The organism is Nocardia sp. KT25-26 (genome assembly GCF_056627695.1).
The window spans coordinates 2,812,378-2,827,499 of sequence record NZ_CM152813.1 but is presented as its reverse complement, the minus strand read 5'-3'; the positions used below and the strand labels follow the sequence as shown (position 1 = coordinate 2,827,499).

The 15,122-nt window shown below is 63.1% G+C and carries 7 protein-coding genes, 1 pseudogene and 1 other annotated feature; of the genes and pseudogenes, 5 read left to right on the top strand and 3 right to left on the bottom strand.

Features of this window, described 5'->3' with window-relative positions; genetic code table 11:
• Positions 1-20: 20 nt before the first annotated feature.
• Together AC1HFH_RS12805 and AC1HFH_RS12800 are read left to right on the top strand one after the other, a co-directional pair.
• Entirely contained in the window at positions 21-6,209 is a 6,189-nt protein-coding gene (locus AC1HFH_RS12805) for a hypothetical protein (RefSeq protein ID WP_480247663.1), read from the top strand.
• Between the two features lie 84 nt (positions 6,210-6,293).
• Positions 6,294-6,791: pseudogene (locus tag AC1HFH_RS12800) on the top strand (IS701 family transposase); the annotation flags it as partial.
• Positions 6,792-7,022: 231 nt separating this feature from the next.
• Here AC1HFH_RS12800 and AC1HFH_RS12795 read toward each other — a convergent pair.
• Positions 7,023-7,763 (bottom strand): IS30 family transposase, encoded by a 741-nt coding sequence (locus AC1HFH_RS12795; protein WP_480247662.1) that lies wholly within the window; start codon positions 7,761-7,763, stop codon positions 7,023-7,025.
• Between the two features lie 76 nt (positions 7,764-7,839).
• Positions 7,840-7,968: a sequence feature (AL1L pseudoknot), on the top strand.
• Here AC1HFH_RS12795 and AC1HFH_RS12790 point away from each other — a divergent pair.
• Positions 7,876-8,796, top strand: coding sequence for an IS3 family transposase (locus tag AC1HFH_RS12790; protein ID WP_480247840.1), 921 nt, complete (start codon positions 7,876-7,878; stop codon positions 8,794-8,796). It overlaps the preceding feature by 93 nt.
• A gap of 125 nt (positions 8,797-8,921) precedes the next feature.
• Here the strand turns inward: AC1HFH_RS12790 and eccCb are convergent, their stop codons facing one another.
• Both eccCb and AC1HFH_RS12780 read right to left on the bottom strand, forming a co-directional pair.
• Positions 8,922-13,343 (bottom strand): type VII secretion protein EccCb, encoded by a 4,422-nt coding sequence (gene eccCb, locus AC1HFH_RS12785; RefSeq protein WP_480247661.1) that lies wholly within the window; start codon positions 13,341-13,343, stop codon positions 8,922-8,924.
• Positions 13,336-13,653: a hypothetical protein gene (locus tag AC1HFH_RS12780; protein WP_480247660.1), complete on the bottom strand. Its 318-nt coding sequence runs from the start codon at positions 13,651-13,653 to the stop codon at positions 13,336-13,338. Before AC1HFH_RS12780 ends, eccCb begins: the two co-directional genes overlap by 8 nt.
• A gap of 123 nt (positions 13,654-13,776) precedes the next feature.
• On the opposite strand from AC1HFH_RS12780, the gene AC1HFH_RS12775 reads away from it, so the two are divergent.
• Together AC1HFH_RS12775 and AC1HFH_RS12770 are read left to right on the top strand one after the other, a co-directional pair.
• Complete coding sequence (locus AC1HFH_RS12775) at positions 13,777-13,986, top strand: hypothetical protein (protein ID WP_480247659.1); 210 nt, start codon at positions 13,777-13,779, stop codon at positions 13,984-13,986.
• 114 nt (positions 13,987-14,100) lie between these two features.
• The gene (locus AC1HFH_RS12770; RefSeq protein WP_480247658.1) at positions 14,101-15,087 is read left to right on the top strand and encodes a DUF2637 domain-containing protein; all 987 of its coding nucleotides are present in this window, start codon (positions 14,101-14,103) and stop codon (positions 15,085-15,087) included.
• Positions 15,088-15,122 lie beyond the last annotated feature (35 nt).

The window sequence follows — 15,122 nt, the reverse complement described above, 5'->3', positions numbered from 1 at the left end:
CCCAACGGTGATACGGACCAATGTCAACGGTTTCGAATGACTCAATCCCGAGCGACGGCGAGCGGAATGCGCTGGTCGGGTTTACCGCTCAGTTCGCGCTTGCCGCGAAGGTCGTTCAGCGCCACCTGCCACTACTTGAGTGGATCCGGGTCGCGGATCCCGATGCCGGTGTTGCTGATGACTTTCAGTTTCTCGCTTCAGGTCGCAGGCACGCTCTACAGGTCAAGTGGTCGCAGTATCCCGGGTCTTTCACATGGAGCGACTTGACAGGGACTTCCGGGCAGAGCCGGTCATTGCTGTATGAGCTCGCCAACGCGTGGCAGCGCCTTCGCGCGGGCTGGGACGGCCCGCTCACCATCCACCTGTGCACCAACAACTTTCCATCGACTTCGACGCCTCAGGCGGGAACGGCGCTTGCATCTGCCTCAACTGCGCCACGGCACTTCGCAGCGTTCTTGAACCGCTCGTTGTTGCCGCTGGCCAAGTACCTGCGGTTGAATCCAGGTCACTGTTGGGCGGATGTCAGCAGCCTCGACCTGGTCGCATCATGGTCGGACGCTTGGAAGGCGCTGTCGGTCTCGTCCGGGCTGACGGTGGGCCAGTTCGCAGATTTCCTTCGAGACTTTGAGTTCTCATTCGTCCCGCTCGATCATTCTGAACTCGTTTCGACCCGCGACTCGGCTGACTTGAGTCACCTAGCAAGCATTCTGCAGTCAGTTGTCGTAGATCCTGCTCGGCCCGTCGAACTGACTCGCACCGAGCTAATGCAGCGGCTTGGATGGATGGAGCGCGTCAAGTACCGGAACCCTCATACGTTTCCAGTCCCGGAGACATACCACGCAAACATGGCGGCGCGCATGGCGCTTGAGCATGTGCTTGAGCGCCATACGGGCGGCTACGTGGCGCTCATCGGCCCGCCGGGTTCGGGGAAGTCCACGCTCGTCGAAAGTTTGGCAGTTCCAGGTCGAGTCGTTAGGTACTACGCGTTTGTCCCTGACGCACCCGATCCCTTCAGCGGTCGTGGCGAGGCCCAGAGTTTCATGCATGACCTCTCATTGGCTCTCGAAGAGGCCGGCGTATACCGCAACGGCTTCGGCAGCGATCTGCTCGGCCAGCGGGAAGTATTGTTCGATCAGCTCGCTCGTGCTGGCGACTCCTTCGCCCAGGACGGTGTTCGCACCACAATCATAGTCGACGGGCTGGATCACATTCCGCGCGAGCAGAATCCAACGCGCTCGCTGTTGGACGAGTTGCCGCCCCCGGCCGCGCTGCCCGATGGTGTTTGCATTCTGATTGGGTCACAGACGACCTCGATTCTTCCGCTTCTGATCCGAGAGGCTCTAAACGAAGATGAGCGGATCGTCGAGGTGTCGCCGCTGTCCGATGGAGAAGTTGAGGCGATCGCGAGTTTGGCTGGAGTCGCAGACTGGCTTGATCCTGGTCAAATGACAAGCCTCGTTGATAGGAGCGAAGGCCACCCGCTGGTCCTGACGTACATGATTCAGGATCTACGCGCTCTTGAGAGCATGGGCGACGTTGACGAGCGCCGAGCCCATGCCGAGCAAATGCTCATGGACGCATCTGGCTATCGCGGCAGTATCGATCGCCGGTACACGCACTACTTGGGCTCTCAGCTCACCGATGACGATGTTCTGTCGGTACTAGGCACCGTGTCCCGGTTGCGCATCCCGGTTGACCTCGCATGGCTGGAAACGTGGGTCGAGCCAGCGGCGGTGTCGCGGTTCGTTGAGCGCACGCACACCTTCTTTCGGCGTGTGGGCAACGAGTGGACCTTTATTCACAACAGCTTCCGGCGGTTCCTCGTTGAGCAAACGGCTTTGATTGGCGGTGAGTTCCGCGAATGGCGTTCTCGGGAACTTCACGAACAGTTGGCTGAGCGGTGCGCTGCGAGCACCGATTGGCCCCAGTACCGGGACGAGGAGCTCGCTCAGCGGTACCTCGCGGGTCAGTTTCAGCTGGTGCTGGAAGCAGCTGTCCCAGGAACGCTGCGCCAAAAACTCTTTGACGGCAGGCCTTTCGGAGCCGTACGTGATCAGGCACTGGTCGCAGTCCGAGCTGCGGCTGAAGCGGGTGACTACCGAGCATTGCTTCGGTCGCTGATGTTCCTGAATGAACTGAACCAGCGGAGTTACGTGCTTAGCGCCGAAGAAATCGCAACGGCCATATCTGAGGTAGATCCCGGCAGCGCCGTCGAGCACACGGTCCAAGGCAGGAGCCTCCGGATCGAAACAGCGCCTGCTCTTAAGGTTGCCACTGCCTTGGCGGCTTCGAACGCCCTGGAGGACGCTAACGCGATCATTCGAGCGATTGGCGGACTCGGAGGGCTCGTCGGAGAACGTAGCAACAGACAACGGGAGTGGGTTGAGAGTGTTGCTGATTGGGCTGAGGTCACGTGTCACCGCTCGGGCATAGGCCGAGTGCTGGACGAACTTGACCACCTACTGCCCGTCCCGACCGCTGAAGTCGAATACAACGAGGCGGGGTGGAACCCGACTAGAGAGGAGCGCGAAGCCCGAGAGGACCGAGAGGCAGCTATCGCCGCGCGAAACGCCGTCCACGCCCGATGCTTCGACTTGGCGGATGCCGTCCGAGATCCAACGACTACGTCGCTGGTCGCTGAGCGGATTGATACTGAATCTGACATCGACTGGCGTGCGCGCAGGCACGTCATCAGCGCCCGGTCAGCACAAGCAGACGGGGAAACTGCAGAGGTGCTGCGGCAGGTACAGATGATGCTGGCGCTTGAGGCAGTTCAAGCGGAAGCCTCGGCGCCGACATCTGTTGGTCCCCTGGCCGACGGTCCAGACGATGACGACGAGGAAGTCGCACCTTCATCCAGGCGAATTGCGCTCTCACTCCGGGTTGCTTCGGCGGAGGTACTAGCTAGGGCGGGGCTCGCTGAGAGCGAGGAGTTCACGCGCCTCCTGCCGCCCGAGACAAAGGCCGCCTGGCCGACCTCTTTCTCTGGTTCTGAAGGGCTGGCTCCGTACAACACGATGCTCGGGGTGTTCCGCATGCGGGCTCTGGCGCAGCGGATCAAGGTCTACGGCCACCTGCCCGCGGATGGGCTTACCGCGCCAGGATCGGATCAGGGGCCGGAACGGCGCCGGTTTACCGCCGCGCTCACACGCGTGGCCGAACTCGAAGCGCAAGCGATTGCGTGCACGCTCGGTAAGGCGGTTGCGCCTGACGTTCCCGCAGTGGCCGATCCTGTGATTCGTCTGCTGGATGTTCCCTATTCAACGACGCACGATTGGACCGGGTGGTATCTGTTCACTGATGCGGCGCCTGACCTATACGCCCGGCTGATCGAACTCTCATATCGATGCGGAGGTTACGCCCAACTCGAACGACTCCTCGGCCAGTTCAAGCTGGCTTGGGACAGCCTTGAACGAGGTGCCTACTGGTCGATTTGTCGGCGCGTTGGCGTTGTTCGCGCTGCCGCCCATTTCGCCGAGGCAGCAGAATGGTGTGCTGCCGAGCTGCAGTCGGTAGAGTCCCTGATGGGGGAAGAGAACGATCCCCATGGCAGCGCCGCCGCGTGGCTTGAGATCGCGAAGGCGCGATCCGAGCTCGGTGATCGCGCCGAGGCCATCAGTGCCGTTGGCAACGCACATCGATACGGTTGGGGCCCGGCGCAGCATCACGACGACTTCCAGCTCGTGACTTGGTTGGCATGGCTGGTCGAGGCCGCGAAGATCGGGGAGATCGATCGCGACACGTTCTTGAACGAAGCTCGGACGTATGCCCGACGACTCGTATCGGCCACCGACGGGGCACAAGGCCAAGCTTCTGAGGCTGCTGGCGACTTAGTGAAGGCGGTCTTCGCCTACGACCCGGGGCTCGCCATCGACATGGGTGCGTCTCTGTGCAATCGCGGGGTGTTGTCCGAGGTCAAGATGGTGCTTTCGATCGTCAAGGGTGCAGCGGAGAACTCGGAGGTGGAACCAGAGTTGGTGGCATCTGTGCTGACCGAACTCCTGATGCCGTTGAGTACTGAGACGCCTGCGAGTATCGAGGACCTTCTGGTCGGCCGCAGCGGCAACGCGGTCGAACTAGCTGAGCGGTTCACACAGGCGAAACGTCTGTGGTCGGCTCCTGACGGAGGGAGGTCGGACGCCTCACCGGAGTCAGAGCCGCCGGAGGCATCTCCAGAATCTGGAGATGCGGGTGTGATTCAGCTACCAACGATGTTGGGGCAGATGCGCACCAAGCAGATCTCGGAGACGACTCCAGAGAACGTCGAGCTGTGGTCTCGGACGATCGCCGGCTTCGAAGGTGTGGTGCCGAGACTGCTTGCGGTCGAACTCTTGAGCGAGGCAGAGCGTCTCGCACTGGAGCCGACCACCGTCGCATCGTTCGCCGGTCTAGCGGCGCGCGCAGGAGCAGTCGAGCAAGCACGAGCAGCACTGAGTCGCATTCTTGCTCGGACAAAGGCGTATGGCTGGATGCTTCACTATGACGGAGGCAGGCGTGTGACCCTGTTCGAGGCAGCGGTGCGGCAAGCCGGTGACGAACTCGTTGAGCTTGCTGCTCGCGATCTGGCAGGTCTAGTTGCATCCAGAGCTATCGGGGGTGACTTCTATCCCAAGGATCTGAGGCGCTTCGCAGAGCTCTTCGGTGGCAAGGATCTGGTCGCGCAGTGCTGGTCGGAGGTGCGGGCCTACCTTGACGTGTTTGCACCGGCGATCGACTCCTTGCCTGAGTTGGTCACGCGCACCTCAAAGACTCCAGAGGTGGAAGTATTGGAGTGGGTGGGTCGGCAACTCGGACATCCGGTTCGGATCATGGATTTCGGAGCACGCCGTGTTCTCTCAGCCGCTCATCAGTCGCATCGGGCTGTGGTCCAGGAAGTTCTGGCCGAGGTGCTTGGTCGCGGAGGTTGGGCTGCCGAAGCTGCACTTCACGTACTGATCGAGGTTTGCAACCGCACTGGGCTTGATCGGCGCCCGAACCTGGATTCGGCGCTTCTCGCAAGTGCATCGGACAAGGACGTGATCATTCGACTGTTGGCGCGTCGGCTCTTGGAGCTTGAGCATCTTGAGGCACCCGCGCTGACGCAAAACGACCTTCCGGCTTTTTACTCCCTGGACCTGCCGCCCCTACCGGCACGCGGCATTCCCGAGTTGGACAAGCACGGGGTACCGTACGTCGACGTTACCGACCCGCAGCAGGTCATCGGCCCGTTCGACCAGTATCTCGACGCCATTGCCGACGAGGTCGGCGTCGCGGTTGCGACGCTTGTCCACCGCGCCGCAGCTCTCGGCAAGGCAGATACCGATAGATGGACCGAGGGCGGTCATCGTGATCACGCGGACCGGTTGAGGGTGCGAGGGAATCTGCACACATATCGACCCTGGGCGTACATGGTTGGCCGTCGGGGCTGTGCGCAGGTGTTGGCCGAACTGATCGATGCGCGAGTCCTGCCGGGCGGTGCACGTTCGTTCTTCCTCGATCTCATGATCGACGAGGCGACAAACTGGACGCCTCCGCTCCCTCTGGATGGGACAACGCCGATGCCGTGGAGGGACCCCGGAAACAACGACTATCCGTCGGAGGACTGGTGCGACGAGGCATCGGACGCGGCTGATTCATACGCCTCTGAGTTTTCGAACAACAAGATTCTTGCTGAGCAATCGAGCTGGCGATGGCTCGCCTGGGGAATCCCAGAGGAGGAACGCTGGATCCGCACCCACCATCGTGAACGACCGCCTCGTTCGCTCATCGCTCCAGATTCAGGTTCGACGTGGGAGGTCACAGCGGACGCTGCGTCGAGATACCCGGCGCTCCGTGACCTCAGTTGGGCGGATCGCGAGCTTGTCGTTCAAGGACGTGCGCGCTACTCCGATGCAGAGCGCCTGGAGTGGCTTGCCCTCCATCCGGCAGTTGCGCACGAGCTTGGATGGACACTCGGTCAACGTCAGTTCGAGTGGGTTGGTGCGGATGGTGGCTGGCGCGCTCGCACTGTCTTCCGAGTCCGGGGCCAGCTAAGTCACAGACCGCCGTCCGATGCGGTCTGCGCCGAGGGCTGGCAGGTCGTACTTAGTGAGCAGGGGTGGGTGCAACTCACAGCGGCCTTCCCTGGATTGGAGCGCACGGTATTTGTGCGAAGAGTTCTGCCCGCGAACCGTAGAGAGGGGAGGCCCCGCCTCAGCAAAGGCGGGAAGGCAACCATCGTTGACGGTTAGTACTCCAGCATCACTTCGTGATGTGGGTCTGTTGATTCCGGCGTGGCCGTGTGTGTTTCGAAGTAGCGTGCGGGTCTTGTGTCGCTGGATGAGGATCTTGCTGCGTGGGTTGCCGGGTTGGATGATCTGTTTGCGCTGGTGGCGGGCAGGTTTTGCCGGTCGGAGCCGCGGTGGAGGGCGCGGGCGTAGGTGCGTGGGTTGCTCGCGCCGTTGGCGGGGAAGAATCGGTGGACGCTGGCGGAAGCGGCGGGTGAACTGACGCCGATCGGGATGCAGCGGCTGTTGAACAAGGCAGCATGGGATACCGATGGGGTCCGTGACGATGTCCGTGGCTATGCGGTCGAACACCTGGGTGCACCGGATGGCGTGCTGGTCGTGGACGAGACGTGGTTCCTGAAGAAGGGAACGAACTCTGCTGGGGTGCAACGACAATACTCGGAAACAGCAGGACGGATCGAGAACTGTCAGCTGGGCGTGTTCTGCGCCTATGCCAGCAGCAAGGGGCGTACGCTCATTGATCGGGAGCTCTATCTGCCGAAGTCGTGGATCGCCGACCGTGACCGATGCCGGCAGGCAGCGGTGCCCTGTCAACGGCACGCCAATCCGGGATCTGGCACATATTTCGTGATTTCGTTGGTTGGGTTGCTCAGTCGCTCAACAGTATTCGTTTGCGGAGGAGGTCCGGTTTCGCTCGCCCGAACATCTGGCGTTTGATCATCTTGATGCGGTGACCCGCAATGAGGTCCGGCTCGGTGAGCCGGAGGACGGGCTGGATGACCTGCAGGTTCGGGGACTCCGAGTTCGGGCGTGCCTTCATATCGCAGCTTGTCTCTCGCGTTGTCCCAGTTCGGCACTTGAGAACCTCCCGGGTTGCCCGATCACGCTCCGGTCCTCGGCGTCGGCGGGGCGGTCGGTGATCGGTCGCGCGTTGATGATCTGCGAGCGCCATTGCCCTTTTACGCTGTGCCGCTTGTTCTTTCGGATCGGCCGAGCTGTTCGCAGCTTCTTGCTCATCGGCTTGGGAATCAGCTTCCAGCGACTGGTGTAGATCGCTCGGTAGATCGTCTCGTGGCTGACCGTCATCTCCGGGTCGCCGGGATGATCAAGGCGCAGCCGTCCGACGATCTGCTCGGGTGACCACTCCTGCCCGAGTAGCTCGAGCACCCGCTCTCGGAGCCGGGCGTTTCGTGCCAGCAGGCTGGGCTTGGGACGCCGGCGCTGGTCCTCGGCACGCTCCTGAGCTGCGACAGCGCGATAGACATCACGCCCGCCGTTGCGCCCGACCTCTCGACTCACCGTCGAGGGCGCACGACCGATCGTTTCGGCAATCGCGCGGAACGACCATCCAGCGCTCAGCCCTCGGGAGATGGCCTCCCGATCCTGGTTGGTGAGATGTTCAGTACGCGGTACACGTTCGGCGGGGGCGATTCCGCCATGGTGTTTCAGCACGGTGAACACTGATCCCGGCGGCTTGCTCAGTGCCCGCGAGATGACGCTGATGGACTCTCCGGCGCGCCACCGTCGCCACAACTCGGCCTTCGTCGCATCCGACATCCCCGGCCGCCCAACCCTTGCCACGAATCACTAGCCCTTCACCTGCACCGTTGCACAGACCCGTTGAATCTAAGTCAGCTTTTTTCGCGCGGGAACTCGACCCGCGACGCCGCTGATCGTCGGATTCATCGACGAGTACCGCCAGGTCTTCGGCGTCGAGCCGATCTGCCGCGCGCTGTCTGCGCACGGGGTGCAGATCGCGCCCAGGACCTACCGCAAAGCCCGCCGTCGGCCGGCCTCGGCGCGTGATGTCGCCGACGCCTATGTCGAGAACACCTTGCGTGGGCTCGACGGCGCACCCGAGCGGCTCTACGGACGCCGGAAGATGACACGCTGGCTGCGTCGTCAGGGCCATGACGTGGCGTTCTGCACCGTGGACCGGATCATGCGCGAACTCGGGCTCAACGGCGCCGTCAGAGGCCGGCGACATCGGACCACGATCCCGGCCGAAGACGGGATTCGCGCCGGTGACCGGCTCAACCGCGACTTCACCGCGACCGCGCCGGACCAGGTGTGGGTGGCCGACTTCACCTATGTCTCGACCTGGACGGGATGGGCGTATGTGGCGTTCGTGTTCGACGCCTACTCCCGCGCGATCGTCGGCTGGAACATCTTGGCGTCGAAAACGACACCGTTGGTGTCCAAGGCAGTCAACATGGCCGTGTGGCTGCGTGACCATTACGGGCATCCCGTCGAGCCCGGGCTGATTCATCATTCCGATGCGGGGTCTCAATATGTTTCGGTAAACTTCACCGAATCGATTGCACTGCAAGGTATTTCGCCGTCGATCGGATCGGTCGGGGATGCCTACGACAATGCACTCGCCGAATCGATCATCGGCCTGTTCAAGACCGAGGTCGTGCGCCGACACGGCCCGTTCAAGACCATATCCGAGGTCGAGTACGCGCTGATGGAATGGTGCGACTGGTACAACAACGCGCGCCTGCATTCCCGGCTCGGCTACCTCACCCCGGCCGAGTACGAAGCCGACTACTACGCTCAACTATCGCCACGCCGACCGGCGCTGGTCTGAAACCTGAAGCCGGTCCCTTACCCGTGACGGTTCATCCAGCCCGCCCGAAGGCAAGCCAAATCAGGTGTCGCCTGTCACTTCCTCAGTTGTCAGCCAAGGCGGTAATGTGGGCCGAGGTTTCTTCTTCATGGACCGGACTTCCCGTCTAGTGGTCGGGGGTTAGCAACCCTGTGGTCGGGCGGGCTGTGCGGTGACTCGATCGGCGGCATCCATGCAGCCTGTACCAGTTCATCGCCTCGCCGTGTTACGAGCGTGCCCCGGCCTGGTGGTTGCAGGCTGTGCCGTGCGCTACCCATGAGAATGCCCTCGTCGCGGCTGCAGCTCAGAATGAGACCTTCCGCACCCAGGTTGCGCATGCTGCCTAGCACCGGGTCGTACATCGCGCGGCTCGCACCGCGGGAGCTGCGGGCGATGATCATGTGGAACCCGAGGTCGCGCGCTAAGGGAAGATGCTGGTCCAGCGCTCGTATCGGGTTGCCGGCCGCGGTAGCTATGACATCGTAGTCGTCGACGACGACGAACAGTTCCGGCTTTCCAGCCAGCCATGAGCGGTCACGTAGTTGTTGTGAAGTGATATCGGGGCCGGGACTGCGCTTTTCCAGGTACGCGGCCAGTTCCGTCATGTAGTTGGTGAATACTGGTGCGGTCGGACCATAGCCTGCCTGGTAGCCGTTGGGCACGGTACCCAGCAGACCACGCCGGTAATCGCCGACGACGAAACGGGCCTCATTCGAAGTGTTCGCTTCCGCAATGCCCTCCATTATCGACCGCAACAGTGTGGTCTTTCCGGATTCGGTATCGCCGATGATGATGAAATGCGAGCTCTCGGTGAAGTCGAGATATACTGGTTCGAGTTCTGCTGCATTTAGGGCGATCGGTATCCGCAGGCATTTTCCTGCACGGTCCTTACGTATCCAGTTCCCGGACAACGCTAGCAACTGCTCACGTGGCATTTGTTTGGGCAGCACCCGCACCGGCGGTGCGGACCGGCCAGGTGTTGCAGCGGTGATTTGGTGGACCGCGGAAGCCACTGCCTGGCTGAGGGTTTCCTGATCGCAAGCACCGTCTGTGCGAGGCAGCGCCGTGAGCATGTGCAGGCAGTCCGGCGTCATGCCGCGACCGGGACGACCGTGCGGGACCAGGGCAGCAATCTTGCTACCCAGGTCGGAATCCATCGGGTCGCCGAGGCGGAGTTCGATTCGGGTGCCGATCTGGTCCTTGAGGGCGGGGCGGGCCTCTGCCCATCGGGCCAGCGCGATGACGACGTGGACGCCATACGACAGGCCCTGGACGGCCAGGTTCATAATAGTTTGTTCAAGGGCGGCGAAATCCTGGCGGATGGAACCGAATCCGTCGATCACCAGGAAGGCGTCACCGAAGGGGTCCTCGTGGGCGCCGGCGACGGCCGGGCTAGAGGACGGGTCCATGGAGCGGAAACGGCGGAACTCTGCCATCGACTCGATACCGAGCTGACGAAACCGGGCTTCGCGGGTGCGGACGATGGTGGTCATTTCGGCCACGGTGCGGCGCACCATGTCCTCGTCGAGGCGGCCAGCGACGGAACCGACATGCGGCAGGCCCTGCAAACCGGTCAGGGTGCCACCACCGAAGTCGAGGCAGTAGAACTGCACCTGTTCGGCGGTGTGGGTGAGCGCCATGCCCATGATCAGCGAACGCAGGGCGGTGGACTTACCTGACTGCGGGCCACCGACGACGGCGACGTTACCGCGAGCACCGGATAGGTCGACGACCATGGCCTCACGGGCCTGATCGTACGGGCGGTCGACGATGCCTATGGGGGCGCGCAGGGTCGCGACGGTCGGGATGTCACCGGTGAGTATCGAACGGGGCAGCAGCTGGTCGAGGCTGGGGGCCTCGTCTAGCGGGGGCAGCCAGATATCGTGGGCGGGGCGCCCGTGGCCTTGGATCCGAGCGACGAGCATACCCACGTTGGACAGCTGCTCGACACCCTCACCGTAATTAAGGTCGTGGGTACTGCCGAGGTATGGGCCGGAGACGTAAGAGGCTTGGAAGCGTTTGATCTCGCCAGAACCGGATTTCAGGTAACCAGCGCCGGGGACACCGGACAGGTTGTAGGCGTCGGGCACACCCAGCACTGCGCGGGATTCGTTCATGGAGAAGGTCTTCAAACCGATCCGGTAGGAGAGGTGACTCTCCAGGCCCTTCAGTTTGCCTTCCTCCAGGCGCTGCGAGGCGAGCAGCAGGTGCACGTGCAGGGAGCGGCCCATGCGGCCGATCATCACGAACAGTTCCGCGAAATCCGGGTGCTGGGTGAGGAGTTCGGAGAACTCGTCGATCACGACGAACAGCGCGGGCAGCGGGTTCAGGTCGGCACCGGCGGCGCGGGCCTTCTCGTATTCGGAGGCGTTGGCGAAGTTGCCGGCCTGCCGCAGCACTTCCTGGCGGCGATTCATCTCACCGGCCAGGGCATCCTTCATACGGTCGACGAGGTCGGCTTCCTCTTCCAGGTTGGTGATGACGGCCGCGACATGCGGTACGCCGTCGAGACCGAGGAAGGTTGCGCCACCCTTGAAGTCGACTAGCACCAGGTTCAGCTGATCCGGGGAGTGGGTGGCGAGCAGGCTCAACACCAGGGTGCGGAGGAATTCGGATTTACCGGAACCGGTGGCGCCGATGCACAGACCATGCGGGCCCATACCGCTCTCGGCAGCCTCCTTGATGTCGAGTTCCACCGGCAAGCCGTCGGCACCGACACCGAACGGCACCCGCAGCCGCTCACGGCCATAACGGGGCTGCCAGGCGTGCTCGGGGCTGAAGTTCCCGATATCGCCTAGGTGCATCAGCTGAGCCCAGGTTTCGATCTCGGAGTTCCCAGCGATGAGAGGAAGATTGGGGCCATCCGTTGGAGGTCGGCGGCCCAATACCTTACGGACCAGTTCTGCGGCACCATCAGATGTCTGCGGCATTATGACCATCTCAGGCTCAAGCTCTCTGATATCGGGCAGAGCGATCCGGAAGGTCCTCTGTTCGAACAGTGCCCAACCAGAGCCATTAGGCAGGCGGGCAGCACGGTCTGGATTTTGGCGCGATTCGGCCGGGCGGTGGAGCCGAAGTTCGATGTGGGCGGACAGCAAGTCGATCAGTTCGTTGGGTGCCTCGTTCCAGTCATTGGCGGTCACCACCAAGTGCATCGCGAATTCCGGTCCCACAGTAGCGATGTGCTGGATCCGGCGGTCGAAGTCCGCAGAGCGCCCACGGAAGTCTCCAAGCCTGTCGACGACGAGAAAGATGTCGGGTACCGGCTGGTCTAGGCCCGCCCGCGCGGCGCGCAGGCTGGCCGGCGAGTCGATGCCGTACTCCCGATACATCCTCTTGCGACGGCCAATCTCCTCCGCCAGCCCGCGAAGAAGGTTGTCTACCTCCTCCCGATCATCGTCGTCCGCAGCTGCCGCGATATGCGGTAGGGCCTTCATCGAGCCAAGGCGGTTACCTGATTCCAAGACATACAGCACGACCTCATTGGGCGAATGAGTGAGAGCCAACGCTCCCGTCAGGGTTCGTAGGAATGTGCTCTTCCCCGAGCCTCCACGCCCTACGACAAAAAGGTTCCGGTCCGGACCGGCCAGATCCAGTGCCACCGATTCACCGGGCTCCCCGTCGGTGCGCCGCTCGCGGCCAATAGGAACCCTCAGGTGGCCCGCTCCCGGATAGTTGATCGCCCGTATAGCTTCGTCCGAATCCTGTTCTAGCCGACCGAGGAGATCGCCGAGCTGGACCCGGTGTCCAGCATCCACGAGACTGGCATACCGCCTCCGTACACGGGCGATATGCACCTCATCCTTGAAAGCGCCGTAATGGTTTGGTGTCTGCTTGCTGTCGGTCTGACGACGGACTTCGGCATGCACATAAGTCCACAGGTCGTGGGCACTGATGCTGCCGCTGCCGTTGTCAGCCAAACCTGTGTCGATTCCCTTCACCAGCGCCGAGGTGAACACCGACAGCGGCGCGGCCCCGCCACCAGCAGGGCCATCGGCGGCAGTCTCAACGGCGCTGGAGGCAGTGAGCACGCAGACCCCATCGCCAGCTGCCAGATCCTGGGCGACATCATCGATGGTTAGCGGTCCTTTCAACACGTCAGAGCCAAGGAACGCGCCACTATAGCAACAGTCCAGCAAGATGATCTTGGCAGCAGCGGCGGACTCTCTGATCAGCTCACGAATAAAGGCCGACGATATCGCTGTGCTACTCAGGAGCTGAGGGTCGGTGTTTCCCGCCGCCAGGTACAGGTTCTGTCGGGTACGCAGGCCATGCCCGGAGAAGTAAAACAGGACCACGTCCTCCGGCCCGGCGCCACGAAACAGTCGTTCGATACTCCGCTCGATCTCCGGCTTGGACTCGTTGATAAGTAGCTCTGTCGGCCGGAACTCGCCGACGGAGGGATCACGCAACAATTCACGGAGGTGTTCGGCGTCAGAGACAGGTGCATACAGTCGAGACAAACCGTCGAAATGGTAGATGTCATTGGCTACGAAAAGCGCGACACGCCGTCCGGTTGGACTAGTCATCACGCAACAGGTCGGCGATCTGCTCGACGAGGGCATCGACCTGGGTCAGCTCGGGCCGGACGACGGTGACTTCCCGGTCCCCCTTCTTGATGGTGACCGAGTCCGCCCGAGTCCGTTCCAGGAAACGTGATGTGATGTCGCGGATCGCCCATGCAGCGGTGCCGATCGCACCACCGGAAAGGAGCAACTGTCCAAGTTGTTCTGTAGTGCTGGACTTCTCCCCGGGACGTGCGTCGACTGTAACCCGGTGCACGGCCACCCCTCGGATCTCAGAGAGGTCCGATTGCAGCTCATCAACGAGCTCGTCCACCCACGCAGGTTCCCGCCGTGATCCCGAATCTATCTCCAGAACAACAACACTCACCCCAACATCCTTCCCAGTGCCTGTGGTCACCACGCCGGACTCACCCTACCTGGATCCTACGCACGACCGGTGGCGTCATGGGGTCTCGCCCACATCGACGTCACCGTCGTCGCCGTCACACCGGAACTCGAAGCCCTCCGCGACGCCGAAAACGCCTATACGACCGCCATGCGCGCGGCGATCACCGGACTCGCCGCGCACGCGGCATCGCTCACCGATATCGCCACCGCCACCGCGGTCCCCGTCCGCCGCGTGAAAGCAGTCCTCGCTCAGCGATGACACCACACCCGATCAAGCACAGCGCCATCCGCGTCCCCGCCTATGCCCGGGGGCTCGCCCAGGCAGGTTTCCCGGTTGCGTTGTGCGCACAGGTTTGTCGATGGGAGCCGACCGATGACCGATTCTCGTTCCCGCAACCAGGATCCGCGTACCCAGGCTGGGCGTGCGCAACTGGTGTTCTTCTGGACGGTGCTGGTGTGCGCGGCAGGGGTGAGTGTGGTCGGCAACGCCACACACGCGGTGTTGCACACCACCGCCGCACCGGTAATCGCCGCGGCGGTGGCGGTGATACCGCCCGTTGCGCTTCTGGCCGCCGTGCACAGTGCCGCGTCGCTCGTCCGCACCCGGCCGCAGCGCGGATTCACCCATCGGGTCGCGACAGCGGTGACGCTCGTGATCGCGGTGGCCGCGTTCTGGTTGTCGTTCACCGCGTTGCAGTCCCTGGCTGGAGTCGCCGGCATCGCTCCCGATGCCCGCTGGCTGCTGCCGATCATCATCGAAGGCACCACCATCCAAGCCACCCTGGCCGTCCTCGCCCTCGCCGACCAACCCACCACCAGCACGACAACCCCGCCCCCATCACCGGTGTCCGCGTCGGCTACCCGGCGGCGACCGGCCGGTACTCGCCGCCCGCGACCCACATCGCCCGACGCCGCGTCACCGATACTCGGCGACCGCGCTCGCACTGCGGCGGGCCCGCCGCCCGGCGACACGTCGCCTGCGACGCCGCTGGAGGAGGGCGAGTGGGCGCAGATCGCGCGGCGGTTGTGCGCACGAGACCCGGCGCGGCGCCGTGACCCCGACGTCGTGACGCGGATCCTGGTCCGCCACCACCGCGACGGCGCCATCGCCGCCCAGATCGCCCGTGAGGTCGACCGCAACCGCGCCACCATCTCCCGCATCCTCCACGACGCACACCGGTGCACCACCACCGAGGTCGAACGCCGGGAGCCGCCGAGCGGTGCGCACCACACCACCCCACCCGAGCCACCGACTACTACAGCCGCAACACCGGCCGTGGCACCGACCCCAATACCGGGTCCGGCATCGCACCACATCGGTGACACGGGCCGCACGGCCGGAGAAACGGGAGGTTCCTGATGGTTTCGACTCCGGCTAAAGTAGCTCCGGGCGGA